The following is a 26,527-nucleotide window of genomic DNA, read 5'->3' as shown; positions in this document are numbered from 1 at the left end:
TACGGGTGCAATTTGTAGGGGCGCTGCTTGCCGCGCCCTTTTCTCTTCGCCCTGGTTTTTTAATTCGTTGTATACGCAGCCATTTTGACCCTCAACGTAACCGCGCGATCACTGAAATTCATACCCCAGTCGGTTTGATCGCCATTCCAAACACGATCCATCCTCCACTCACCTTTTTCATCAGGAATGGTTGAGAAGTGGCCTTCTTCCACGCGTTCGATCATATATTTTTTACCAACCAATTCTGCTGATGGTTTAAATTCCACACGTGCTTTGTGTGCTGTAACCAAATATTCGTTATCACTCAACTTCACAACCAGTGCGCCGCCAGCCGCCGGGGTATTTCCTTCGGGTGGCGCAATCCAAAACATGGGGCGACCATAGGTCACTTCTATATCCCATAATCCTGCATCAACCAATTGGGTGAGTGCTGCAGCGCGGTCCTTGCTGTGTTGTTCTTTTTCAGCGGGAGTTGCTTCTGCATTCCAGATTTTTTGTGTATCGCCAGTGGTATCCAGTGGTTCGGCTAAACCCCAGCTGTTATTTTCAAATAACAGCTTTGCCCATGGGCGCATGCCCGGTGCAATAGCGCGATAGTGCTGGGCAAAATATTCGATCACCTCATCGTTATATTCTTTTGCACCGAGTGGATAATTGGTATAGCCAGTATTATCCATGCCGAAAGGCGAGAAACCAATTCCGCCTTTGCCCAAGGTGGGATAGAAATAGCGCGCAAAAGGTTGATCATTACCAATCTCGGCAACAAATAATGCGTTGTCGGGGCGTGCATACAAATCCAATACTTTGCTAACTGTTTTGTGATCGCGGAAATAAATATCCGGGGCGATTAAATCAATCGCTGGCGCTGCCGCTTTCCAAATATGCAGCACGTTATCGGTGCCTCCACCACTGGAATACTGCCCAGGCAAACCGGGATTAAAGGGATTGCGCAATGCCACGTTCACATACATCGGCAGATTTTTTACCGCCTTACCTGCTTCGGCAATTTCATTGCAATATTTGGCGATGTAGTAGGCGTGAAAAAATTCGTCGGCATCTTTACCAAACACTTGCGCCCAACTACCGGATTTTAATTTCAGCTTTTCAATCAAATCAGCAGGCACGGGGGAGTTGAATTGCTGTTGGGCAACAGCGGAGTAATCGCGCACGGCGCCATAGGTACCCACTTCGTTTTCTACCTGCACAATAATGACGGTATGGTCTTTATCGGTTTTCTTTAAATGCTTCATTAATTCAACAAAGGCTTTTTTATCCGCCTCCAAGGTGTTCTTACCCAGCGGCGACATTGAATTGAGCGTATCGCCATCTTGTTTCACTACACGCGGAAAACGTTTGTTATCCAACTTCACCCATGCCGGTGCATAGTGAGGAGCGTTGTTTTTCCAAGTCGCAAACCAGAGCAGCACCACTTTTACATCGCGCTCGCGCGCTTGTTTTAGCAATACATCGACAAAAGAGAAATCGAATTGGCCTTCAACCGGTTCGATTTGTTCCCAAGCGACGGGAATACTCAAGGTATTGGCATGCATTTTTTCAACCGACGGCCAGACATCTTTTAATGCCGCGGGATAATTGCTGGAGTTATTGGTTTGTGCTCCAAGCATTAAATAGGGTGCCCCATCCACCAATAAAGCGTGGCGACCATTTTTGGTGACGAGTTCGGGCAAAGCTTCAGCGAAAACTGGCAACGATACAATCGGCGCAGATAGAATTAAGGTAAACGCAAAAAAACGTTTCAATGCGCACCAATAATGTGAAATGCCAACGTTCATAAAACCTCACCAGGGTAAATTTCATATAGGACAAAAACAAAAAACCTTGCCCCGATGGGGGCAAGGTTAAACACACACTAATTAAAACTTGGCACGGATACCAACTGCAAAGCGGGCATCTTGTGCATAGGAGTATGCGACATGATCGCCAGCACCATTCTGATCGATAATACCCACTGTTTTTTCCTTCAAGAGATTTGAAGCTTCAGCAGTTACTGTGTAATTGTCGAGGAAGGTGTAGCTAACGGACGCATCCAATTGACCGTAGTCATCGTTGTAGACTGGCAGGCGAGCCTTACCGCTGCTACCGAAGTTGAAGTCTGGATCAAACCCGTTACCACCCCAAGTAATCAAGTATTCACTACGCCAAGTGTAAGCTAACCGCGCAGAGAAACCGTCTTTCTCATACATACCCACAATGTTATAGGCATTTTTAGAAAGTTGATCGAGAGGCATCTGACCATAACGCGAGCGATCCGTATCGATTGGGCTCACACCATCAGCACTCGCGGGGATTTTTGCCTCGCTATCAATGTAGGTGTAACTGGTTTGAATACCCAAACCATCGAACGGTGCGGGCAAGAAGTCAAAGAATTTACTGACCCCAATTTCAGCACCCTTGATGTCCCCCGACCCAATATTAGTCAGCTTGGTTGAGTTCACAGGAACCACAACCCCATTGGGGTTTTCGACATCTGACACCACATTGTCGCGGCGGAAGAAATCGTCAATTTGCTTACTGAACAACGCCGCATGTGCCATACCGCCGTTATCATCGAAGTACCACTCCGCAGTAAGATCAAACTGGGTGGCTTTCATTGGCGTTAAGTCAGGGTTACTGAATTGATCTTGAGCAAACTTCACGTCATTAATAGTGGCGATATTGTTTACGCCGTCTTTCTTACTATTGGTGATAATTCGTTTTGCTTGAAGCTCAGCAAAGCTGGGAGCCCACATAGCCTCGGATGCAGCAAAGCGAATAAAGAAATCATCTGTGGCTTTTAATCTAAGGTTCAAACTAGGCAATACGTAACTGCGGCTATGTTGCACATGATAGGGATTAACCTTGCTTTCAAAACCCACCCCCGGAGGCGCGCCTTCCAGTCTATTCCAACCTTCGTAACCATCAGCTTCGTTGTCAACCTCAACTACACGCACACCAAGATTACCATCAATTGGCATTGCTAAATCATCGAAACCAAAGTTAGCCATCATGTAGGCAGCAAAGCTGGTTTCGCTCTGTTGGTTGCGATACTGAGGATCCGTCAAACGATTTGCATCAGGATAAATGGCATCACAAATCCAGGATTGATACACAGCGCAAGTAGTAGCGCGGTCACCATTAATCGCATTTGTGGTTGCCATAAAATCTTTAACTGCTGCGCTTGAGTACAAATAACCCGCCGCAGGAACCGCGACATCTCCACGCTGGAAGTTATCGAACGAATAGAGATTCAAATATTTTGACGCTTCATCAGCAGTGACTTTTGGCAACGAATTTTTATCATAGCCACTCCAATCAAGCTTGGTAAACCAAGTGGCGTAACGCGTGTTCCAATCGTAATCTGTGTTGATATTATCCGCAGATTTGTCCGAGTATCTCACACCCGCTTTTACCGATTTAATAACCGAATCATCGAAATTGTATTCAGCATCGAACCGTGCCGTTTTTGCTTCAGCTTCATTGCGCTCGAAGTGAGTCATTTCCTGACCCAAGCTGTAATTGGAATAATCAGCCATGAACTCCGGATCTAACTGGATAGATGGTGTCTCAGTACCAATACCAGCCATGTACCCTTCTTCCGGAATCACTTTCAAACCCAGGGTAAAATCGTCGACTGTTGCATCCGCTTTTACATATTGAAGATCGGCAGAAAATTTCCAATTGTCATCCGGACTCCACTTAATACCGCTCGAATAGTCGGTGGTTTCTGAAACGTTATTTGCCCAACGTGTACTGGTGCCAAAATCCAGGCCCCATTGTGCAGGATTGGAAACAGTTACAGTACCAGACTGTAATGCACCGTTGGCGTCATACTCCCAATCATCTTCAGCTGTGGGAAACAAGGCTTGATCACCGTTGGCACCTTCGAGGAAATAGGCGTTTTCATCGTAAGTTGTGTCGTGTTTACTTTGGAACACGGTGAAATAAAGTTCTGTTTCATCATTTGGCGCCCACTGCAATGCGAGGTATCCGCCTTGACGTGTACTTTCGTAGTCGTTGCGGCGCCAGTCCACTCCTTTGGAAACCCACACATCATCGCCATTAATTTCGCGCGGCAAAAATGCTCGTGTATACACCTGATCAGAACGACTCGATAAATCAGAAGTTGATGCATTAATCAAAACACCAAATTCACCAACACCGGTTTCCCAACGATTGCTGTACAACCCGGAATATTCGCCGTTGGTCTCTTTAATTTGATCGCCGTAGTTACCCTTGGCAGACACACTCACCAATTGGCCATCGGCATCAAATGGCATACGAGTGCGCAGGTTTACCGTACCACCCAAACCACCTTCGATCATATCGGCGGAAGGGCTTTTATAAGTATCAACCGCATACATCAATTCGGCTGGAACATCTTCAAAGCTAAGACCACGGCCACTAGCAGCAGAGAACACATCGCGACCATTTAATTCTGCACGAACTTGCGACAAACCACGCACAGCAACACCACTACCTTCAGCAGCAGGATGCTCGGCATCATTGTTAGTGTAGCGACCTACAGTTACACCTGGAACACGTTGAAGTGCCTCAGTTACGCTGCGATCCGGTAATTTACCTATATCTTCTGAAACAATAGAATCTACAATAGTGGAAGAGTTTTTCTTAATGTCTTGCGCTGATTGAATACTCGCACGCTGCCCACTGACGATTACTTCTTCAACTTGCTCATCGGCTGCCGGCTCTTGTGCGAAAGCATGGGAGCCTATACCCATTGCACCAACAACGAGCGAAAGGCTCGATGCCATTTTGATGTACATTGGCAATTGTTTTTTCAGGAACGGTTTTTTAATTACATGTTTATTGTTAGTTGTCATGATGTTCTCCAGTTAGAATAATTGAACTACCCCTAAAGCTATCTCCCGCTGTTTTCTATTGACGAACGTTTAAGAGATATGTGCTTCCTCCCTGCGCGGTAAAACTTCCACTTGTACCTTTGCGTTTTAGTGCGACGGCGGTACCACCCTGCGCTAATGCCAGAGAATATTTTTCTGACAAAACCCCGGTTCTTAAATACATTTTTCCACTTTTAACAGTGTGAATTCGTGCTGAAATTAGTTGCCCATCTGCCCAACTCATATCAACGGTAATACCGCCACGTGCGCGCAAACCAGAGACTGATCCAGTTGGCCAAGCCGCTGGCAATGCGGGCAACAAATGCAATTCACCGTTGTGGCTTTGCAACAGCATTTCTGCAATGCCTGCGGTTGCGCCAAAGTTGCCGTCTATTTGGAAGGGAGGATGGTTGTCCCACAAATTGCTGAGCGTGCTGCGCTGCAATTGCTCACCCAGTACTTTGTGCGCGCGATTGCCATCGAGTGCGCGCGCCCACATATTTACTTTCCAGGCTTGCGACCAACCGGTACCGCCATCGCCTCGCGCGTTCAGTGTGCTGCGTACCGCTTGCAATAACTCAGGATTTTTATGGACATTAATTTGGTTGCCGGGATGCAATGCAAATAAATGAGAGATATGGCGGTGATCGTTTTTAGGATCGTCGATATCTTCTTTCCATTCCTGCAACTGCCCCCATGAACCAATGCGGATACCAGCGTCGAGTTGCGCTAGTTTTTTTGCCACTTGTTGGGTGAATTTTTTATCTCCCAGCACTTCAGCTGCGTCGCGGGTATTGCGTAACAAATCAAATACAATTTGTTGGCTCATAGCGGCGCCGTTGGTGAAGTTGCCTTGCTCTGGCGAGAAACTTGGAGAGACAATTAATTTTCCATCGCGCGGGTCTTTTATTAAAAATGCCAACCAAAATTCAGCGGCGCTTTTCATAAGCGGATAAGCGCGCTCACGCAGGAATTTTTCATCGCCCGAAAATAAGTAGTGTTCGTAATAATGTTGCGCCAACCAAGCGGAAGCTTCCGGTTGCCAAAAGGCCGTAGGCCATTCAATCACACCGGTAAAGCCCCAAATATTAGTATTTAAAAACAGTATCCAACCCTTATCGACACCGGCAATTTTTTGTGCGGCGATTTTTCCGGGCTCAACCAGGCTATCAACAAAATCAAAATAGGGTGTCATCAATTCAGGAAGATTGGTGGTTTCTGCCAACCAGTAATTCATTTGCAAATTGATATTGACGTGGTAGTCGTCATTCCAGGGCGGCGTAATCGAGTTATTCCACACGCCTTGCAAATTCGCTGGCAATGAACCGGCGCGCGATGAGGCAATTAATAAATAGCGGCCAAATTGGAAATAAGTCGCTTCAAGTGTGCGATCAAGACTTGCATTGCCTTTTTTATACTGCGAGAGCAACACTGGCGTTGGCTGCTCAATCGCTGCTTGACCAATGGTTAGCTTCACACGGTTAAATAAGGATTGGTAATCAGCGCGATGCTCGGTTTGCAATTGCGTAAATTCTTTTGCCGCTGCTGCATCTACACGCTGTTGTAATTGTGTGTGGGGATGTGCACCGCGATACCGGGGATATTGCTGTTGATAGTCTGTGCCCGCGGCCAACAAAATCACCACCGAATCGGCATCAGTAATGCGAATCTTTTTGTTGTCGATGACTTCCAGCACGCCGCCTTGATTAAGCAGTTGTATTTGCGCTTCAAACTGCAAACCGTTGCTATTTAATTTACCTGCAGCAGTAATGCGACCTTGATTAACATGGGTGATAAGCGATCGATTGTCTGGTGTGCTGACACCAGCAGTGAAAGATATTTTTCCCGGTTGATCGGCGCTGAGTTTTATCGCAATCACACTGGCGGGATAACTCGCCAAATACTCGCGCTTGTAATTCACACCGCCCTGCACATAGGCCACCGTAACTTGTGCATCGGCAAGCGATAGCTCGCGCTTGTAATGAGTGACATCGCTGTCATTTCTAGCAAAGTCTAAAACCAGATCGCCGAAGGTTTGATAGTCGCCGTAGGCCGTGACTTTGCGCCCCATTAATTTAGCCGCAGCTTCCGGCGCTATAGCACCATCAGTGGCGATGGTTTTTCTGACCTGATTCAAGGCTGCTGTTTGGGGCTGTTCCGGCCAGCCAAAATCATAACCCTCTGCACCCGGCCCGCCAGTCCACAAGGTCTTTTCATTGAATTGAATAAGGTCGCGCTGCACGCCACCGGCTATGACTGCGCCCATAGCGCCATTGCCAATCGGCAAGCCTTCTTTTTCCCAATCGCTGGCGGGCTGGTCAAACCAGATCGATAAAGGCGCGGCCGCAGATACCCACTGTGAAACAAACAGGCACAGCATAATCGCCACAGCATAAATGCCGTGCCCCAAAGTGGAGCGGATACGCTCGCGAATTGTTGTAGTTCTGCAAGGGCTTGTCATGGTTTTAATATGGTATATATGACTATTACGACCAATGTTAAGCCAATGTTTTTATACGTGCAAGATTTATTACCTATGACATCGAATAGCGCAAAACACCTGCTACAAAAGGAAACAACCATGATTAAGGCGTCACTTGCCAATGGCAATTGAGACTAGTGTCCGATGCAGGAAACAGGTGGGAATGGGTATCGGCGATGCCGTGCCGATTTATGGCGTGCCAATAGTTTGGATAAATTCCGCATGAGAGGGGGCGAGCTGCACCCCCTTTGCAACGGCGATTTTCATTTTATTCATGATCATCTGGATTCTTTCGGGGTCAGTTAATGACGCCGGTGCATGGGGCTGCACCCCGAAACCGTAATACATGCTCACCCAGCTATCCTCTTTAAACGACTCCTGCTCCAACATTTTGATATCGCCAGATGCGCGGAACAGTGACATTTTTCCTTCCAGGCTTGCAGGTATTGGCATCGCCCTGACATGCTGCCAAAACGGATTGGATCGGCCATTTAGTTTGTAATGCAGGATAATAAAATCCCGAATGCGCTCGTATTCCAAACGATTCAGGCGATTAGCCTCGGCAACGTGTTTTTCATCAATTTCAAAGTTCACCATGAAGCCCGTCATTTTGTTGATGCCGGTTTGGATCAACGAAATGCTGGTCGATTCAAGCGGCTCTAAAAAACCACTCGATAAACCAATCGCGACACAATTTTTGGACCAAAAATCCTTGCGCATTCCCGTGGTGAAACGAATCAGTTTTGGCTCAGTCACTCGCTCGCCAGTTAAATTATTCAGCAACTCTTCGCGCGCTTGCTCATGGGAAATAAACTGGCTGGAATAAACGTACCCATTACCAACGCGATGTTGCAGCGGAATATGCCACTGCCACCCAGCCGTGCGCGCCGATGAACGAGTAAAGGGATCAGGCTCCACCACACTTTTGGTTTGCACTGCGAGGGCGCTGTCACACGGCAGCCAGTGGCTCCAATCTTCGTAGCCAACACCGAGTGTTTTGCCTATCAGCAGTGCTGGCATTCCCGTGCAATCCACAAATAAATCGGCCTCGACTACCAGCCCTGACTCCATCGATACAGACTGGATAAATCCGCTGGCTCCATCCAATTGGACGTGATTGATTTTGCCCTCAATGCGCTGCACATTTCTTTGTTCTGCATAGCGGCGTAGAAATTTCGCGAATAATGAAGCATCAAAATGGTAAGCGTAGTTGTACCAGGCCAAACGGCTTTTTTCGTCAAAGCTGGGTTGCGCAAATTTGCCCGCTTGTGCCAGTTGAGTGCACAGGCAAAATTTATCTAACCCCTCTGAATAGCCCTGATTTTTTGCCCACCACCAGGTTTTATAAAAAGGGCGATCTTCAATTTCAACTCCATAGCCGGCAAACGGATGGAAAAAACGGGTATCTATTCCCGCCCACTGATCGAACTCAATACCCAACTTAAATGTCGCATTGGTTGCCTTGATAAACTCACTTTCTTTAATTGCAAGATCCTTAATGAACTGATGGATGCCGGGGACAGTTGCCTCGCCCACGCCGATAGTGCCAATGAGTTCGGATTCAATCAGCGTGACTTGGATATCGACCTTTTCAAGCCAACGCGCCAAATAGGCGGCGGTCATCCAGCCCGCAGTGCCACCACCAACAATCAGGATTTTTTTTACAGGATTAGTCGTCATCAAAACTCCCATTGCGGCATTGTTATCATTGTTATGAAGGAATGGATCTTGGCCCCACGCCAGAGCCACTAGTCTCATTAATCATATATTAATGGAGCTTGGCTGCCTACGCACCATGCATCAGGATGGTCTGGCATAGCTGTTGCTGTAGTCTTAAGTCAATAACGGGCAAAGTATTAGAGCGCGCCAGATAAGCGCATCAACTGCATTCAATCCCGCGTTTTCAGGTATTTGGAGTAAAGCAAAGAATGGCAGCAAGCACCATCAACAGACAGGGGGCAACCCCGATTGCACCATCTCGCAGCAAAGGCTCAAGCCAATTTGCACACTTCTGCGACCTTTATCACCAACGATTGGATGCATTGACGCTCGCGAAGCAGCTGATCCATATGATCAAGGCAGTACAGCGCCATCGCGGTATGACCATGGGCACCCTTGGAGGCAACCAACAGTTCCGGGACGAGCTGGCGCATTTGCAGGTGCAATTGGAGCGTCGGCTGGAGTTGCTGCAGGCATTTTCCTCTCGCAGCTCTGCCCTGCTTAGCCCGCGTGATCAGGAAAATCTGAGCAATGCCTGGCTGACAATTAGCCGCGATTGGCAGGAAGATGCGGTGATCGATAACTACGAACTGCATTGCCATCTGATCGAACAGTTGCTGAGCATGGTGGCAGCGCTGGGTAAACAACTGGAACAACCTACCTCCCAATCCATGCCGGAGATGGTCGAACCCAAGGTTATCCACGCCGATGAAACCCTCTATCCCAACCGCTTTAAATACCTCGAGGTGCTGCATTTTGCGACGCGCCTGATGCCGGCAGTGGCGGAGCAGATTGGCCGTATCCGTGCGCTGGCGACTTACGCCTCGGCACTCGGCTACTGCGACAAAGATTTCGCCAGCAAACTGCGCTACGTTATCCAATGCACACGGGTAAACAACGAGAAACTGCGCCATCAGACCAAGCGCCTTGAAGGCCTGCTGGACAGCGATCTGAGTCTGCTTGGCCAACTCAAAAGCTATGAGATTAAGCTGGAGTTTTTATTGTCGATGGTGGAGAGCGATGTGGTAAATGCACATCAAATCAACACCGACAGTAGCCGCCTGTTCAGCCTGGCAACCGATATTATCGATGTGTATTTGAAGGTTGTAGATGAAGGTGTGCAACTCCTTACCCAATGGCATGAGCAGGATATCGAAGTCTGGGTGCAATCCTACTAATCAAAGTACTTGCCTCTTGGGTCTCACTCCCTACAATGGGCTCTGTCTATTTTAGGGAACCTCTATGCGTCAACTCTGGTTAATCGGGGTATTTGCCTCTATCCCTTTGTCTGCACTCGCTGCCGATACCACAGCCCCAACTATTGAACTCAGCACCGAAGCAATGAACCACTGCTTGCAAGCCTCAGTGGTGGGTGCTGCAGAATCCATGACGGTAGCGGAATTAAAACAGGCCTGCCTGCTGCTGCACGAGCAGCGCCAGCGAGTAATTGAAACGCCGGTAGCGGACGAGAAGGAAGAAACCAACTGGGTACTACAAAAGCGCCTGACTCTGGAGGCGCTCAACCGCTCCAGCCGTTTTGTGCTTACCCCGCATAAACGCAACTATTTGTTCCCCTTAAGCTTTACCGAACACCCCAACACCGGTCCTTACCAAAGGGAGGATGAATCACCGCTGCTTGACCTGAGCAAGACGGAGGTGGACTTCCAACTCAGCATCAAGATTCTGCTGCGTGAAGACCTGTTTGGCGACAATGGCCATCTTTACCTCGGCTACACCAACCATTCACTTTGGCAGGTGTATAGCGATAAGGATTCAGCCCCCTTTCGCGAAACTGACCACCAACCCGAATTGATTCTGAGCTTTTCCAATGATTGGGAAATATTGGGGTTTCGCAATGCGCTGAACGAGGTTGTGCTGAACCATCAATCCAATGGTCAAGGTGGGTTGCTATCGCGCAGCTGGAATCGGGTAATGCTGAACACGGTATTTGAACGCGGCAATTTTGCGTTCGCGCTCAGTCCCTGGTACCGCATTCCTGAGCCAGAGCAAGAATTTCCAGGTGATCCTGATGGAGACGACAATCCAGACATCACTGATTACATGGGGAATTTTGAACTTAACAGTGCCTATCAACACAGCGATGACATCTACAGCATTATGCTGCGCAACAATTTACATGCCGATAACAAGGGGGCGCTGGAGCTGGGCTGGAGTTTTCCGATCAGCTCCAATTTGCGCGGCCAGCTGAAATACTTTAACGGCTATGGCCATAGTCTGATTGATTACAACACCGATATGGAAGTGTTTGCACTGGGTATTGTGTTTACCGACTTGTTTTAGCTGATACCGCAAAGGGCAAGGCTAATAGGCTTCGCCCAACAAATCAACAAGGGTGCGGATAGACTCGGTCGCCTGCGGTGATACATCGATAATCGAAAATCCGGTCCAGTGTTTACCCGACAAATCTGCATCGCGCGCCCAGAGGCAGTCAGCACCCAGTTGGATCACCATCTGTCCATTAACAGGCTCCGGCACATGCAAATCCAGAGTGTAAAGGCGATCTTCCTCCATGGCGACGTCACCTACAATCATTAATCCCTGCGTGTGAATATTGACCAAGCGACCGATGTATTGGTCGCGCAGGTTATCGTACACATCTACATCGCCATTGATTGTATGGCGCTCCAACTCCCTGTCGTGTTCACGTGAGCAGTTGTGGGTCATGATGTATTACCGGTTTTAAGAGTATCGGCTCGTTCATTGAGGGTGTGATAGATGTTTTCCAAGGCGCGCTCGAAAAACGGTTTGGTGCTGCCCGCGATAATCCGGGCGCGGCCCGCGAGCATATCGCGCGCCAATTGGAGGCCAGCCGCGAGCGACACTTTGCGCCCCTGCTGATCGACCAACATGTAGTGTTGGGTCTTTTTATTGTACCAGGCCACTTTCAGGCGCTTGCCACCATCAAATTCAAACCAGGTACCAAACTCCACCATCTTCAAGCTATCAACAATCTTGGCCTCTTCCGGCAACACCGGCTGCAACTGCGCCACCATATGTCCGGCTTTTTCTGCCGCCAACGATTCCAACTTGGTGCGCATGGGCGCTGGGGCAGGCTCGGCTTTGCGGCTCAACAGCGCCATGCGCTGGAGCGAGACAACCGCATCCAAAAGCTTGCGACCTTTGGCCTGCTCATAACCGATGGTTTCAAAACCACGCTCAAGGGCGGCGAGCAGCCCATCCTGCAGCTCCATTTGTTTTACTTTGTCCGGCTGCTTGGTTTTGGGCTCCAGCGTCCAGAGCAAATCGTCGATCACTTGCAGGGCGCGCTTCCAACTGTCGGATTTATCGCCGTAGCGCAGCAGCACAAACGACAGGTAGTCCGACCAGGGTTGCAACAACAACAGCAATATCGCCGAGGGCATATCGCGATTATCGGTGCGGCCTCGCACCTCGTTATTCACCTGGATCTTCGCTTCGCGCAGTTTTTCTTCGCCTTGGGCTTTTTCCAGCGCGCGACGCTCCATCAATTCCTGGCGACGCGCCACATTGTGGGTATAGGCATTAAACTCAATCAGCAATTCGGCAAAGATGCGCACATCATTCTTGAATTCCTGCAGCAGGCGAAACACCGTGGTTTTGATCTTGGTAAAGATATCGTATTGGTCGCTGCCATCATTACTCACCCAGCGCACACCGGCTTCGGCAAGACTGTTGAGCAGCACGCGCGCGGGGTGCTCAGGTTGCTCAAAAAAACCCTTGTCGATAAAGGCGATTTTCAGAAACGGCGTATGCAAATAACTGAGCAATGCTTTGACAGAATCGGGCAAGTGATCATCAGACAGCATGTACTCAAACAACATACCGACCAAGTCAATGGTCTGCATATCACCCGCTTCTACTGCGCCATTTTCGTTTTCGCTGGCGATCTGCTCCATCATCTTGCGGCCAACCTCGGCCACCATTTGCGGTGCAATAGGCACAGGGCCCGACTCATGGTTAGCCAGCACCTGCTGGGTCACACTAAAGGCCTGGGTTTGCATCTGTTCCAGCACACTCACCAATTGATTTTGGGTGTAGACCTGTAAATTAGCGGGTGACGCTGTAGGCACAGCAGGGGTAGCGACAACTGCTCCATTGGGGTTGATCACCGGGCTATTCGCCGCCTGACCAGCAACCACCGCTTGAGGATTGAAATGTGCAGCCTGGATTGCAGGCAATGCCTGGGTTACATGGGTTTGCAACAGGCGGATCGCGTTCAACAGGCTGTTTTGGTACTGGATATCATTGGGGTTGAGCGCACCACTGAGCAATTTATCGCTCGCACGGCGCTGATGCTGCTGTTCTTCTTCGACTTGTTGCTGCTCGTCAACTGGCCCGTCGTTGCGCTCGAAGGGATCATCCTGCATCGCCTCATCCGTTTTGTGGTCAGCCGGCTTGTCACTGGCGGGAACAAAGCGGAGATTGGGCAACAGGTTTTGGCGGATCAGGTAATCATTCAGCTCATCGTATAGCCCATCGAGCATGCCAATCACGTCTTGATCGAACAACTTGTAGCCGATGATTTTGGTTTTGACATCAATATCCAGATTGGCGAGCAGCTTGCGCAGCGATTCACAAAATTGTACCGGGCTGGCAGGGTTGGCGCGCTCATCAATCTTTTCGCCATCATTTAACAGCGCCAAACGCTGCTGCAATGCCCAGAGCTGCTCGGCAAAAAAATTGTCGGCGCGATGCGTAATAGAGGTAATAGCGATGGTTTCTTCAAGGTCTGAATGTTCCACCAACGAAAGAATATCGCCGCTAAAACGCTCTTCGCCCGTCAGGGTATTAAGGGATTTATTCTTGAATTTTACAAAACCGTTGGCCAGATGCTGGCAAAACTCTTGTTCAGCCGCTTGCTGTACAGCTGCAAGTAAATTTTGGGTTTCATAGAGGGCTATCTGGTCTTTATTAGATTTAGCCTGTTCAGCAACTTCCAGAACCTGCTTACACCACTGCCGCCAAAAATTAGGGAAAACACGGTACGCAAAACCGCGCGTTAAATCGCGGCAATGTTTTAAATATTGAATGACCAATTGCTCTGACATGGCTACCGCAGAATACGGAGAAGACTTATTAATATCAGAACCAGGTAAGCCTGAGTTATGCATAATTATTCCGTGTTTTTCCATGAATTTCATATTCCCTAGCGCCTATTATTACCAAGCTGGTTTTGCGCTAACCGCGCTTGGAATCAGTGCCTGCGAACCTAGAGACTAGATGAGTGAATCTTCTATATAGGTTGTCCTGAGCGACAATCTTAACAGCTTGTGAGATTTCTTCCAGCCAATAAGACTATTGGCTCACAGTTAGATTAAAAATAGCACGATCTACGCAAATCGCCGCAAAGATGCCTTTCCAGCCGTTCGAAAGATAAGTAAATCCTGATTTTTCAATATTTGGATAAATGTTCCTTGAGCAACCGCACGCCCGGCGCACCAAAATAATCCAGCACGCACAGTATCGCGCCCCACCATGGAACACATATAGGCATAACTTCCCTCCATGAAACTCCCAAATCCCTTTCAAAATCAGGCAATTAAAAAATTGGCACTCATATTGCGATAGCCCCCCCGTAATAACTGATTCGCACTCTGGGTGGTTTTAGCTATTCAACAAATCTGTACACACAATTTGTTAATAGGAGGCTAGGGTTCCGGTCACTTGATTTTATCAAGCGATGTCTGGTCCGAGAGCTTCCGACCTCCCAAGGCAGGCAAAAGGCTAAACGCCCGCAACTGTCTTGAGGTTACACGGCGGGATAAAAGCCCGGGAGATGGAATGGCCTAATCGCCAGAGTGCTCCCATTTGCTTGCGCCGATGTCACCAAAACCGCTGGAGGTTATTCATGTTGCGTCAATCCCGCCTTAAAAAAGTATTACTGGCCATTACACTCTCCCTCTCCGCCGCTTGTGCCAGCGCTGCTGAACCATTCAAAGTCTGCTGGTCCATCTATGTTGGTTGGATGCCGTGGGGCTACGGGGCCGAACAAAAAATTGTCGATAAATGGGCAAAAAAATACGGCATCGAAATTGAAGTTGTGCAAATCAACGATTACGTCGAATCCATTAACCAATACACCGCAGGCCAATTTGATGGCTGTGTAATGACAAACATGGATGCGCTCACCATCCCCGCTGCTGGCGGTGTAGATTCAACCGCATTGATCGTCGGCGACTTCTCCAACGGTAACGATGGCGTTGTACTCAAAGGTGGTAAAACGCTGAAAGACATTAAAGGCCAGCAAGTCAATCTGGTTGAACTGAGCGTATCTCATTACCTGCTTGCGCGCGGTTTGGAAACTGTCGGTTTGAAAGAGTCCGATGTCAAAGTCGTTAACACCTCTGACGCCGATATGGTCGCCGTGTACGGCACTAAAGATGTCACCGCGGTTACCACTTGGAATCCACTGCTAAGCGAAATCCTCGCACAACCTAACAGCACCAAAGTTTTCGACTCATCACAAATTCCTGGTGAAATTATGGATTTGATGATAGTGAACACCGAAACCCTGAAAAAGAATCCTGCACTCGGTAAAGCCCTTGTTGGCGCCTGGTACGAAATTATGGGCGTAATGAGCGGATCAGACAAAGCCGCTGCTGCTGCCAAAACCGCTATGGCTGTTGCCTCAGGGACTGACCTCGCCGGTTTTGAATCGCAACTCGCCAGCACAAAAATGTTTTACACACCCGCTTCAGCTCTTGCTCTTATCAATAGCGAAGAACTGTTAAAAACCATGCAGAAAGTTGCTGAGTTTTCGTTTGATCACGGCCTGTTAGGTGAGGGTGCACCCGATGCTAAATACATCGGCGTAGAAGGCCCTAAAGGTGTGTACGGTGATAAGAAAAACGTGAAGCTGCGTTTTGATGCGACTTATATGCAAATGGCAGCAGATAAAAAACTTTAATTGTCTGACACTGATTAATCAGTGAGTCGTCATCCTCGCGCAAACGGGGATCCACACACCGCGTAATCAAATTGAAAGCTGGACTCCCGCGTGCGCGGGAGTGACGACCACACTATAAAGAAGATGCCCATGAAACGATTAATTAATCTAACGCCCTCAAAACCGCTCAAACTTTTACTGGGGATTCTGCCGTTTGCTCTGCTGCTCGTTGTTTATTTGATCGCTTCCGATGCACGCCTCGCCGAAAATGCCAACGACAAACTGCTACCCAGCTTTGCACAAATGGGCGATGCAATTGGCAACCTCGCGTTTGAACCGAGTAAACGCAGTGGTGAATATTTATTTTGGCAAGATACGCTCAGCAGTTTGTATCGCTTAACGCTCGGCATTTTTATCGCCGCTATTTTAGGCTTCACTATCGGCATATTAACCGGCGCGATTCCCACCATCTATTCGCCCATAGCGCCGCTGTTAACCATTATTTCACTGGTTCCGCCCATGGCGCTTTTGCCGGTGTTATTTATCGTCTTTGGTTTGGGTGAATTATCCAAAGTGGCGTTGATTGTGATCGGCGTTGCGCCATTTATCGCGCGCGATATTCAGCGCTGCACCCAGGAAATTCCGCTTGAACAATTAGTTAAAGCACAAACCCTAGGCGCATCTACCTGGCAAATCTTGGTGCGCGTATTAATTCCGCAATTGCTGCCACGTTTGATTAATGCCGTGCGTTTATCGCTCGGTGCCGGATGGTTATTTTTAATTGCCGCAGAAGCAATTGCTTCTACCGACGGTCTGGGTTATCGCATATTTCTGGTACGCCGTTATATGTCCATGGATGTGATCCTGCCCTATGTTGCCTGGATTACCTTACTCGCCTTTTTAGTGGATTGGTTACTCGTCAAGCTCAGCACCACATGTTTCCCCTGGCACTATCAAGCAACAACAAAGTGACAGGCGGCCACCCAATGACCATTATCCCTTTTGATAAAAAATACATAGATGAAAAAAGAGCCAAAGCTATGCCCATGATTCAGGCAAAAAACCTGTGGAAAAAATACGGCGACAACGTGGTGTTGGAACGCATGAATGTGAGCGTAAAAGCCGGTGAATTTATTACCATGGTGGGCACTTCCGGCTGCGGCAAAAGTACCTTTTTAAAAATGTTGTTGGGCATGGAGTCGCCCACGTCCGGTGAATTACTGTTGGATGGGAAATCGATTCGCAGCGAACCCGATCAATCGCGCGGCATAGTGTTTCAGCAATACTCCGTGTTCCCTCATCTCACCGTGTTAGAAAACGTGATTATCGCGCGCGAATTTGAGCACTCCCCAATATTGGGGAAATTATTCGGCAGTAAAAAACGCAAAGTTGTTGATGAAGCCAAAGCGCTGCTGGAATCGGTTGGATTAACCCACGCAATAAATCGTTATCCGCATGAGTTATCGGGCGGCATGAAACAGCGGTTAGCCATCGCCCAAGCGCTTATCCGCCAGCCGCGCATTTTATTACTCGACGAACCCTTCGGTGCACTCGACCCGGGTATTCGCGCCGACATGCATCAATTAATTTTGGAACTCTGGCGCGAACACCAGCTCACCGTGTTTATGGTGACGCACGATTTAAGCGAAGGATTTTATTTAGGCACACGCCTGTGGGTGTTCGACAAATTGCGGCGCGACAATCAAGCCCCTGGTGCTTACGGTGCAAATATTACCTATGACCTACCGGTTACCCGTCGCAAAAGTGAAGTGCCTTATGAATTACAAACGATTGCCCAAGAATCACAGGATTTTTAACTCATGAGTAAGATGTTGTACACCACTACCCTGCCCGGCAACGGCCACTGGTCACTGGAGTTGCGCCGCGGCAGCCTGATGAAAATTACTGACATCGAAGGCGGCGCCAACGTTGGCATGCTGTTTTACAACCCGCGCAATTTATTGGAACGCTACAACGCGCCCGACACACTCAAATGCCAACACACGTTTAAATTGCAACGCGGCAATTGCTTGTATTCTGATATGGGCAGAATTTTTGCTTCGATTGTTGAAGACTATTCCGCGAACGGCGAAGGTAATTGGCACGATACTATTTGCGGCAATAGCACTGCCGAACTGATCGAAAAGCAGTGGGGGAAACGCGATTACCAAACCCATCGCAATCAGTGGAAACAAAATGGCTATGACGCCTTTTTAGTTGAACTTGCAAAATACGGTTTGGGGCGCGCCGATATGGCGTCCAATATCAACTGGTTTAGCAAAGTCATCGCAGATGATCATGGCAATATCCGGCTCGACACTAAAAACCAATCGGCTGGCAACAGTGTCACCTTGCGTTTTGAAATGGACACCATGGTTATTATGCACGCCTGTCCACATCCATTAAATAAATCGAAAACCTATCCGTTTACTTCAGTGGAAATTGAATTAGGGGAAGCAGAACCAGTCAGCGACGATGACTACTGTAAAAACTTCCGCGAAGAAAACCAGCGCGGTTTTCAAAACAACGCGCTTTATTACCTGTCTGCAAAATAGTTTAGCTGCGAAATAGTTGAGGAAGACATGTCACATATCCAAAGCAACCTACACCCTGAAACTGCGTTCTCTACACACTATGTGCCCGCAGGCGATTATTTTCTCGGCGAAATAAAACAAGGGCAAACTTTTCGTATTGTCGATTTAAAAGGCAATCAAGCCGCTGACGTTTTATTTTATAACGCCAAAGATCCAAGCGAGCGCTACAGCGCGATGGATACTATCCGCAGCCAGGGCAATTTGTATTTATCGGCGGGCACTAAATTAATGTCCAATGCCAATCGCGAATTACTGGAAATCGTCGCCGATACCTGCGGCCGCCACGACACCCTCGGTGGTGCCTGCGCAACAGAAAGCAATACCGTTCGCTACAGTTTGGAAAAGCGCTGCATGCACGCCTGCCGCGACAGCTGGATGCTCGCAATTGCAGAACATCCCGAATTTGGTATTAGCAAACGTGACATCATCCACAACATAAACTTCTTTATGAATGTTCCCGTCACCGCAGATGGTGGACTCACCTTTGAAGATGGCATTTCTGCACCCGGAAAATATGTTGAGCTGAAAGCGAAAATGGATATCGTGATGCTGATCTCCAATTGCCCGCAATTAAACAACCCGTGCAATGGTTATAACCCAACGCCGATTGAAGTTATCGTTTGGAATTAATTAAATTCAATATCCTCAGTGGACGGCCACTGTTGTAAATTAATCCCAGCAGGACGACCTGCCGGAGCAGAACATGTTTACCAAAGTGTTAATTGCCAATCGCGGCGCCATCGCAACACGCATTATTCGCACCTTAAAAAAACTCAATATAAAATCCGTCGCTGTCTATGCCGAATCTGATGCAGACTCATTACACGTGCGCATTGCCGACGAATCGTTTTCTTTAGGCGAAGGTGCGGCCGCACAAACCTATCTTGATCGCAAAAAAATTATCGCGATTGCACAGCAAACCGGTGCACAGGCGATTCACCCCGGCTACGGTTTTCTAAGCGAAAACTCCAGCTTTGTTGCGGAGTGCGAAGCAGCAGGTTTAGTGTTTATCGGCCCTACTGCGGAACAAATGATTACCTTTGGTTTAAAGCATAAAGCACGCGAATTGGCACAGGCAGCCAATGTACCCCTCTGCCCCGGCACTGATTTATTAAAAGACCTCGACGAGGCAATAGCTGCTGCAGCAAATATTGGTTACCCAATAATGCTTAAAAGTACCGCCGGTGGCGGTGGTATTGGCATGCAATTGTGCAATAGCGAAGCCGAACTCATCGCCGCTTTTGATTCAGTAAAACGCTTGGGCAAAAATAACTTTGCCGATGATGGTGTGTTTCTGGAAAAGTTTATTGCCGCTGCTCGCCATATTGAAGTACAAGTATTTGGCGATGGCAAAGGAACTGCTGTTGCGATTGGAGAGCGCGATTGCTCAAGTCAAAGACGCAACCAAAAAGTTGTTGAGGAATGCCCCGCACCCAACTTACCCGAGCCACAACGCAAAGCCATGCAAAAAACTGCGGAGCAGCTGTTGGCGTCGGTCAGCTATCGCAATGCGGGTACGGTAGAATTTATTTACGATTCCATTGACGAAAAATTTTATTTCCTCGAAGTCAATACACGCTTACAAGTAGAGCACGGCGTTACCGAAGAAGTTTACGGTGTCGATTTAGTTGAGTGGATGTTACGCCAGGCAGCGGGCGACCTCGGCAACATCAAGTCATTGCGCGACCAACTTTCTCCCGCCGGACACGCCATTCAAGTGCGTGTGTATGCAGAAGATCCTGCACTGAATTTCCAACCCTGTGCGGGCTTGCTCAGCAAAGTGTCATTCCCTGAATTACACAGCAATCTGCGGATCGACCACTGGATTGACAGTGGTATTGAGGTACCTGCTTTTTTTGATCCAATGCTCGCTAAAATTATTGTGCGTGGTGCTGATCGTGAAAAGGCGCTAAGCCAATTATCAAACGCACTGGCGAACACTTATCTCTATGGCATTGAAACCAATGTCGGTTATTTACGCGCACTCCTGCAAGATCCAATTTTGTTGGAAGGTAGGATGACTACGCGCTATTTAAATAGCTTTGTGTATCAACCTGCACGTATCGACGTGATTCAGGGCGGAACCCAAACCACCATTCAGGATTATCCCGGCCGCTCCGGTTATTGGCATGTAGGCGTACCTACTTCCGGCCCCTTTGATAGCTACTCATTCCGTTTGGGCAATCGCCTGCTCAACAACGATGAAACAGCAGCGGGGCTGGAAATTACCTTGCAAGGTCCCACATTAAAATTTGGCTGCGCAACAAAAATAGTTTTAACCGGCGCAGCGATTGATGCAAAACTCGACGGCAATGCGATTGCGATTTATGAAATTATTTCAGTAGCTGCAGGGCAACAATTGCAACTCGGGCGCATCACCGATAAGGGCGCTCGCACCTACTTAGCAATTGCCGGCGGAATTCAGTGCCCGGGTTATTTAAATTCAAAATCTACCTTCACGCTCGGCCAATTCGGCGGCCACAATGGCCGCGCATTGCGTGCCGGCGATGTGCTCGCACTAGATGCAAACAACTGCAATGCGACAATTGCTCCTGTAACAATCAACGACGAATTAAAGCCGCAGATTAATAACCTTTGGCAGTTGCGTGTTATATACGGCCCCCATGGCGCCCCGGATTTTTTTACCGCCAATGACATAAGCATATTTTTTAATACCGACTGGGAAGTACATTACAACTCCAGTCGCACCGGTGTGCGCCTGATTGGACCCAAACCAGAGTGGGCGCGTAGCTCCGGCGGTGAGGCAGGAATGCACCCATCAAATATTCACGATAATGCTTACGCGTTTGGCACAGTTGATTTTACCGGCGATATGCCAGTGATCCTAGGGCCAGACGGCCCTTCACTCGGCGGTTTTGTTTGCCCGGCAACAGTTATCAGCGCGGATTTATGGAAACTCGGGCAAGTACGAGCGGGCGATAAAATTCGTTTCCTACCCGTATCGATTGACGATGCAGTAGCGATTGAAAAAACACAAAACCAATCGTTGCGAACGCTGGAAAAGATTGCGCATACTTGGAGTGAAAGCGAATTAACATCACCCATTGTAAAAACCTTGGCCGCTGCCGAGTTTGGTGAAAATATTGTGTACCGCGCTGCAGGTGACCATTTTTTATTGGTCGAATACGGCGCGCTGGAACTGGATATTAAATTGCGTTTTCGCGCCCACGCACTTATGCAATGGTTACAACAAAATGCCTTGTATGGTTTACGCGAACTGACACCGGGAATTCGTTCGCTACAAGTACACTATGACAGTCAGCAATTATCACTCGAAAATCTGTTGGCACATCTTGAACGCGGTGAACGCGAATTGATTTTGCAACTTGCACAGCTAAGCGTTCCTTCACGTATAGTGCATGTTCCTTTGAGCTGGGATGACGAAGCCTGCCAATTTGCGATCCAAAAATATATGCAGTCAGTGCGCTCCAACGCACCCTGGTGCCCCAGCAATCTGGAATTTATTCGCCGCATTAATGGTTTGAATTCTATCGCCGATGTAAAAAATATTCTCTTCAGTGCCTCCTATCTAGTGATGGGTCTGGGCGATGTGTATTTGGGTGCGCCTGTTGCCACTCCAATTGACCCGCGCCATCGTTTGGTCACCACCAAATATAATCCTGCACGCACTTGGACGGCTGAAAACTCGGTTGGGATTGGCGGTTCTTATTTATGTGTTTACGGTATGGAAGGCCCTGGTGGCTACCAATTTGTCGGGCGCACCTTGCAAATGTGGAATCGCTATCGCCAAACCAAGGAATTTAAACAACCCTGGTTATTAAATTTCTTTGACCAAATCCGTTTTTATGAAGTCAGTGCAAACGAACTACAAAAAATTCGTCGCGATTTTCCACAGGGTCGTTATCCCATCAAAATTGAAGAAAGTCATTTCAGTTTAAGTGAATACCAAGAATTTATTGCCGCCCATCTGGATTCCATCACTACATTTACCGCGCAACGCGAGCAGGCATTTGAAGAGGAATTGGCTCTCTGGCACGCCAACGGACAATTCAATTATGCACAGGAAGAAATTGTCGACGAAAATGAAGAAGCAGAATTGCCAGAGGATGCAATCCGCGTTGACAGCTCGGTCTCCGGCAGTGTCTGGCAAACGCAGGTACAAGTGGGGCAAACAGTGAAAGCAGGAGATGTGTTATTGATTCTGGAATCCATGAAAATGGAAATCAATATAACGGCAAGTAGCGCGGGCAAAGTAACACATCTGTTAAAAGCAGATGGAGCACGCGTGCAGGCAGGACAAACATTGGTGGTTTTGGAAGCAATATAACTTTTCGTCACTCCAAATAAAAAAACCCGGCGCAAGGCCGGGTTAAACATCTGAGGAGAAAACTAACTTAAGGTGCGCTGCTCACGCAAAGTCCCAATTACTGCTTCAAGTGCACGGTCAAACAACATACCGTCATCTAAAATTGTCAGACGCTTGGTCTGCAGTGCAACCGCCAAGCTTTCACGGCTTTCTTCTGCGACTTTCATACCTGAGCGGTTTACAAAGATATATTTACCTACCGAGCGAATAATGGCAGCCAAACGGCAGCGGTATTTTTCACCGGCCTCACCTTGCATTTCAAACCAGGTGCCCTGGGTAATATTATTGACCAAGGCTAAATGTTGCGGATCTGCCTGAACGCTTTCGCTGATGGTTTCTTCTACCACAAAAAGTTGTTCTGCTTCTGCAGCCGTTGCAACTTCTGCCACCGCAACAACTTCAGCTACAGTATCAGCAACCGGCTCAATTATCGCTTGGTCAGCTGGTTTAACGTCTGCGGTTTCGACTACTGGTTCATACGCAGCTTCGACAACTTCCGCTACATTCTCAATAACCGGCGCGGGTGCCGCATTTTGTACCTTTTTAGCTTGCGCCGCAGCATTCGCTGCTTGTTGCGCACGCATTTGCGCCTCCACCATGGCCGCCTTCATGTTGGCATTTTTCGCCGCCATTTCACTGGCCTTGGCTGCCAAATCTGCTGCGGATACGGATGGCGCAGCCTCAACCGAAGGTTTTACTTCGCCGCGTAAGCGCGCCAAATGAACGCCTTCAAGTTGTTTAAACAAATTGGTGGTTTCAAACGGACTGAACGAAATACTTTCCAAACCGGTGCGCAATTTTTGCAACAGCTCGGGTACCAACTTTAATAAGCGTTGGCGATTATCTTTATCCATCGCCGCTGTAACACTCCAAACGAGCTGCTGTGCTGTTGCAGAACAGTTGCGCCACTCATCACTCTCCACACCTTGTTTGAGTGAGGTAATAAACATCACATTCGCCCAAGCTTCACGCAGCAACTTAGTGACCGCCAGAGGCAACTCCTTACCGGCACAAATGCGATTTAATTCTGCATCAACCTGCGCGCGTGCGCGTTCAGATTTAGCCTTGCCATCTTCCGCATCAATAGTGCGCTGCTCAAGAATTTGTGCACGACGCTTTTCTTTATCAAGGAACGAGCGAAAATCGACCAGCAATCGTTCAAAGATACTCATATCGGTATCAAAATCAGTCAGGATCGAACGCACAGTTTCTTCCATTTTGTTAAAGAGACTGTCTTTGCGTTGATTTTCTTCGCTGGATTCCTGCCATCCCAGACAGGCCATTGCCATTTCATTCAACAAACGACGTGCCGGGTGGCCACCTTTGCTGAAGAAAGTTTTATCGGCAATCGCCACTTTAACCATCGGAATTTGTAAACGGCCAATCAAGGCTTTCATTGGTGCCGCGAGGTTACGGTCATCCAAAATAAATTCGAACATCATACTTACCAAATTGATGACATCATCATCAACTTGATTAATCGCGGCAGCAGTGTGGGTTTCGTTGCGCAGCAAATCACTCAGTAAATTGCGCAAGCTAGCTGGCGCTCCGCTGGTAACGGGAGCATTAACTGTATTTTGCTGTTGAGCCAGCGACAGGATCTTGATCAAGTCCTGGGTAGTAATTTCTTCACCGGGTAATTGCACGCGCGGCGCACTGCGGTTGGCTCCCAACAGGTCGCGCAGCTGATGCAAAACCTGGTTGGTTTGGTCGTCATAACTTTGCACCAATCCGCCGGTCTCGCCCCCCGCTTTTTGCACACCCAAACCATAGTGCGCACTGATGCCTTGGCCATAGTGATCAGCAGTTGGGCTAGTTGAGGGCTTTTTGACGCGCACATCTTGTTTCAATGAAGGCAAAATATTGGCATCAATCAAGGTTTGGTTGAGCACTTCAAATAGTTTGCCCAGCTTGGTCATCACAATATTGTCGAACAGCTTGAACAATACCAACTTGGCTTTTACATCGACATTTAACGCTTTAGTTGCATCGGTAAATGCATTGCAAATCACATCAACGCCCAGAGGGTTATTCTTTTGATAAACCTTGGTGGGAACCAGATGATCAATACGCAGGGTCAAATGTTGGATAGGCTCAGCAAATTGTTCATTGGCTTTGTTGACCATGCCATCAACCGCAACCATCTCTTCCAGTTCATCATTCTTAACCAATGACAAATCGTCCAGCGAGACCGATTTTTCACCGGATGGCTTTTCATCGCGATAAGCACTTGGATCAAGTAACTGGGCAAAGCTGATATCAATGCTGCGGAAAAATGAAGTCTCCATCGCACGACGACGGATGCGCACCTCGCGCATTGAGTCAAAAAAGATATTTTGATCGTGGTTATTGTTAGCTTTGTCGGCCAATTCAAACATGGCATCATCGACTTTATCGAACAATTCACGTAGAAATAATTGCAACTGCTGCCGCGCCTTATCACGCAGGGTGTGCATAGCGGCAGGCAAACGAGCAAGTGCCACTTGCGAATTAGCAGCGGAATTGCGCTCTACATTTAAGTGAACAACCTTTTTGGGGTCGGATTTCATATGTTCGGACATGGCGGATTACCATTAGTAAAAACTTGCGTAGTTGAAGTATAACTAAGGGAAAGACACATCAAGTAGGCAAATGATAAGATCGAGAGCCATATCACAAAAGGCTATAACCAACGCATCATCTTATGGTTTTCTAAGTAGATTTTGGAATTAGCCGAAGAGTTCAGCGCCAAAACTGCCGATTTTCCACCTCACAATGTTCAATTATTCGACATACAACATGAATCCTATATATAGCAAAAACCTACCAAATCTAGCTGAAAATATCGCCAAAAGCGTAACAATAGCCCTTGCTGAAGACATAGGCCCGGGCGATATCACCGCCCAATTAATTCCCACTGAGCAAACCGCCAAAGCAAACATAATCACCCGTGAACAGTGTATTTTTTGCGGTAAAGCCTGGGTTGAAGAGGTATTTCGCCAGCTGGATCCGCGGGTTCAGATCATTTGGTATGTAGAAGATGGCCAAAACGCAGCAGCCAATAGCCTGTTATTTACCTTACAAGGTAGCGCCCGCAGCCTTCTCACCGGGGAGCGCACCGCACTGAATTTTGTGCAAACTCTCTCCGGCACCGCAACCATCAGCAAACAATACTCGGATCAAGTCGCCCACACCGGGGTGAAACTGCTCGATACCCGCAAAACCATCCCTGGCCTGCGCACCGCACAAAAATATGCAGTTGCCTGCGGCGGCTGCCATAATCATCGTATTGGTTTATATGACGCATTCTTGATCAAAGAGAATCACATCGCTGCCTGCGGTGGAATTGACAAGGCCGTCGCTGCTGCACGGGCTATTGCGCCAGGCAAACCAGTTGAAGTGGAAGTGGAAAACTTTGCTGAGTTAGATCAAGCACTGGCAGCGAAAGTGGATATCATCATGTTGGATAATTTCAGTAATGATGATATGAAAAAAGCAGTAGCGATTAATGCTGGTCGCGCAAAGCTGGAAGCTTCGGGAAATATTAATGAGCAAACATTAATTCCGACAGCAGAGACTGGGGTGGATTATATTTCTATTGGTGGATTGACGAAGCATTGCCGGGCGGTGGATTTGTCGATGAGGATTACTTAATTCCATCAA

Annotated in this window: 16 protein-coding genes and 1 riboswitch; of the genes, 9 read left to right on the top strand and 7 right to left on the bottom strand. The window is 48.1% G+C overall.

Annotation, left to right across the window (positions count from 1 at the left end):
- Positions 1-59: 59 nt before the first annotated feature.
- From B4E62_RS19465 to B4E62_RS19450, 4 genes are all read right to left on the bottom strand, one after another.
- The gene (locus tag B4E62_RS19465; protein WP_331353230.1) at positions 60-1,793 is read right to left on the bottom strand and encodes a DUF5597 domain-containing protein; all 1,734 of its coding nucleotides are present in this window, start codon (positions 1,791-1,793) and stop codon (positions 60-62) included.
- Positions 1,794-1,874: 81 nt separating this feature from the next.
- Positions 1,875-4,838, bottom strand: a complete 2,964-nt coding sequence (locus B4E62_RS19460) for a TonB-dependent receptor (RefSeq protein ID WP_331353229.1) — start codon at positions 4,836-4,838, stop codon at positions 1,875-1,877.
- Positions 4,839-4,893: 55 nt separating this feature from the next.
- A complete protein-coding gene (locus tag B4E62_RS19455; protein WP_331353228.1) occupies positions 4,894-7,317 on the bottom strand; it encodes a glycoside hydrolase family 95 protein in 2,424 nt (807 codons plus the stop codon).
- A 210-nt stretch (positions 7,318-7,527) separates the two neighbouring features.
- Entirely contained in the window at positions 7,528-9,018 is a 1,491-nt protein-coding gene (locus B4E62_RS19450) for a tryptophan halogenase family protein (protein WP_331353227.1), read from the bottom strand.
- A 248-nt stretch (positions 9,019-9,266) separates the two neighbouring features.
- Here B4E62_RS19450 and B4E62_RS19445 point away from each other — a divergent pair, with 248 nt between their 5' ends.
- Positions 9,267-10,235 carry a hypothetical protein gene (locus B4E62_RS19445; RefSeq protein WP_310075254.1) on the top strand — a complete coding sequence of 323 codons (969 nt, stop codon included), beginning with the start codon at positions 9,267-9,269 and terminating at the stop codon, positions 10,233-10,235.
- A gap of 64 nt (positions 10,236-10,299) precedes the next feature.
- Complete coding sequence (locus tag B4E62_RS19440) at positions 10,300-11,358, top strand: phospholipase A (protein WP_331353226.1); 1,059 nt, start codon at positions 10,300-10,302, stop codon at positions 11,356-11,358.
- Between the two features lie 21 nt (positions 11,359-11,379).
- Here B4E62_RS19440 and B4E62_RS19435 read toward each other — a convergent pair whose 3' ends face one another.
- Together B4E62_RS19435 and B4E62_RS19430 are read right to left on the bottom strand one after the other, a co-directional pair.
- The gene (locus B4E62_RS19435; RefSeq protein WP_310075260.1) at positions 11,380-11,742 is read right to left on the bottom strand and encodes a PilZ domain-containing protein; all 363 of its coding nucleotides are present in this window, start codon (positions 11,740-11,742) and stop codon (positions 11,380-11,382) included.
- Complete coding sequence (locus B4E62_RS19430) at positions 11,739-14,168, bottom strand: DUF1631 family protein (protein ID WP_331353225.1); 2,430 nt, start codon at positions 14,166-14,168, stop codon at positions 11,739-11,741. Before B4E62_RS19430 ends, B4E62_RS19435 begins: the two co-directional genes overlap by 4 nt.
- A 526-nt stretch (positions 14,169-14,694) precedes the next feature.
- A riboswitch (guanidine-I (ykkC/yxkD leader) is annotated at positions 14,695-14,835 on the top strand.
- Between the two features lie 70 nt (positions 14,836-14,905).
- Between B4E62_RS19430 and B4E62_RS19425 the strand changes: the two genes are divergently transcribed.
- From B4E62_RS19425 to uca, 6 genes are all read left to right on the top strand, one after another.
- A complete protein-coding gene (locus tag B4E62_RS19425) occupies positions 14,906-15,964 on the top strand; it encodes a putative urea ABC transporter substrate-binding protein (RefSeq protein ID WP_310075263.1) in 1,059 nt (352 codons plus the stop codon).
- Positions 15,965-16,093: 129 nt separating this feature from the next.
- Positions 16,094-16,915 carry an ABC transporter permease gene (locus tag B4E62_RS19420; RefSeq protein ID WP_310075265.1) on the top strand — a complete coding sequence of 274 codons (822 nt, stop codon included), beginning with the start codon at positions 16,094-16,096 and terminating at the stop codon, positions 16,913-16,915.
- A gap of 68 nt (positions 16,916-16,983) precedes the next feature.
- A complete protein-coding gene (locus B4E62_RS19415; protein ID WP_310075407.1) occupies positions 16,984-17,760 on the top strand; it encodes an ABC transporter ATP-binding protein in 777 nt (258 codons plus the stop codon).
- Positions 17,761-17,763: 3 nt separating this feature from the next.
- Entirely contained in the window at positions 17,764-18,498 is a 735-nt protein-coding gene (locus tag B4E62_RS19410; protein ID WP_310075266.1) for an urea amidolyase associated protein UAAP1, read from the top strand.
- A 27-nt stretch (positions 18,499-18,525) separates the two neighbouring features.
- A complete protein-coding gene (locus B4E62_RS19405) occupies positions 18,526-19,167 on the top strand; it encodes an urea amidolyase associated protein UAAP2 (RefSeq protein WP_331353224.1) in 642 nt (213 codons plus the stop codon).
- A gap of 73 nt (positions 19,168-19,240) precedes the next feature.
- On the top strand, positions 19,241-22,846 hold the full coding sequence (gene uca / locus B4E62_RS19400; RefSeq protein WP_331353223.1) for an urea carboxylase: 3,606 nt from the start codon (positions 19,241-19,243) through the stop codon (positions 22,844-22,846).
- Between the two features lie 62 nt (positions 22,847-22,908).
- Here uca and B4E62_RS19395 read toward each other — a convergent pair whose 3' ends face one another.
- A complete protein-coding gene (locus B4E62_RS19395; protein WP_331353222.1) occupies positions 22,909-25,446 on the bottom strand; it encodes a DUF1631 domain-containing protein in 2,538 nt (845 codons plus the stop codon).
- A gap of 217 nt (positions 25,447-25,663) precedes the next feature.
- On the opposite strand from B4E62_RS19395, the gene nadC reads away from it, so the two are divergent.
- A complete protein-coding gene (nadC, locus tag B4E62_RS19390; RefSeq protein ID WP_331353221.1) occupies positions 25,664-26,518 on the top strand; it encodes a carboxylating nicotinate-nucleotide diphosphorylase in 855 nt (284 codons plus the stop codon).
- Positions 26,519-26,527: the final 9 nt, after the last annotated feature.

Origin of the sequence: Cellvibrio sp. UBA7671, from assembly GCA_002483145.1 — a bacterium.
GTDB lineage: Bacteria > Pseudomonadota > Gammaproteobacteria > Pseudomonadales > Cellvibrionaceae > Cellvibrio > Cellvibrio fibrivorans.
Note: the sequence above shows the minus strand (reverse complement) of the source record. Positions and strands in the feature narration are given on the sequence as shown.

Excerpts from the sequence above, each read along its gene's own strand:
- B4E62_RS19465 (WP_331353230.1), bottom strand. The coding sequence starts at position 1,793 with ATGAACGTTGGCATTTCACATTATTGGTGCGCATTGAAACGTTTTTTT.
- B4E62_RS19420 (WP_310075265.1), top strand. The coding sequence starts at position 16,094 with ATGAAACGATTAATTAATCTAACGCCCTCAAAACCGCTCAAACTTTTA.
- uca (WP_331353223.1), top strand. The coding sequence starts at position 19,241 with ATGTTTACCAAAGTGTTAATTGCCAATCGCGGCGCCATCGCAACACGC.
- B4E62_RS19410 (WP_310075266.1), top strand. The coding sequence starts at position 17,764 with ATGAGTAAGATGTTGTACACCACTACCCTGCCCGGCAACGGCCACTGG.
- B4E62_RS19405 (WP_331353224.1), top strand. The coding sequence starts at position 18,526 with ATGTCACATATCCAAAGCAACCTACACCCTGAAACTGCGTTCTCTACA.
- B4E62_RS19395 (WP_331353222.1), bottom strand. The coding sequence starts at position 25,446 with ATGTCCGAACATATGAAATCCGACCCCAAAAAGGTTGTTCACTTAAAT.
- B4E62_RS19415 (WP_310075407.1), top strand. The coding sequence starts at position 16,984 with ATGCCCATGATTCAGGCAAAAAACCTGTGGAAAAAATACGGCGACAAC.
- B4E62_RS19455 (WP_331353228.1), bottom strand. The coding sequence starts at position 7,317 with ATGACAAGCCCTTGCAGAACTACAACAATTCGCGAGCGTATCCGCTCC.
- B4E62_RS19450 (WP_331353227.1), bottom strand. The coding sequence starts at position 9,018 with ATGACGACTAATCCTGTAAAAAAAATCCTGATTGTTGGTGGTGGCACT.
- B4E62_RS19460 (WP_331353229.1), bottom strand. The coding sequence starts at position 4,838 with ATGACAACTAACAATAAACATGTAATTAAAAAACCGTTCCTGAAAAAA.
- B4E62_RS19425 (WP_310075263.1), top strand. The coding sequence starts at position 14,906 with ATGTTGCGTCAATCCCGCCTTAAAAAAGTATTACTGGCCATTACACTC.
- B4E62_RS19435 (WP_310075260.1), bottom strand. The coding sequence starts at position 11,742 with ATGACCCACAACTGCTCACGTGAACACGACAGGGAGTTGGAGCGCCAT.
- nadC (WP_331353221.1), top strand. The coding sequence starts at position 25,664 with ATGAATCCTATATATAGCAAAAACCTACCAAATCTAGCTGAAAATATC.
- B4E62_RS19440 (WP_331353226.1), top strand. The coding sequence starts at position 10,300 with ATGCGTCAACTCTGGTTAATCGGGGTATTTGCCTCTATCCCTTTGTCT.
- B4E62_RS19445 (WP_310075254.1), top strand. The coding sequence starts at position 9,267 with ATGGCAGCAAGCACCATCAACAGACAGGGGGCAACCCCGATTGCACCA.
- B4E62_RS19430 (WP_331353225.1), bottom strand. The coding sequence starts at position 14,168 with ATGCATAACTCAGGCTTACCTGGTTCTGATATTAATAAGTCTTCTCCG.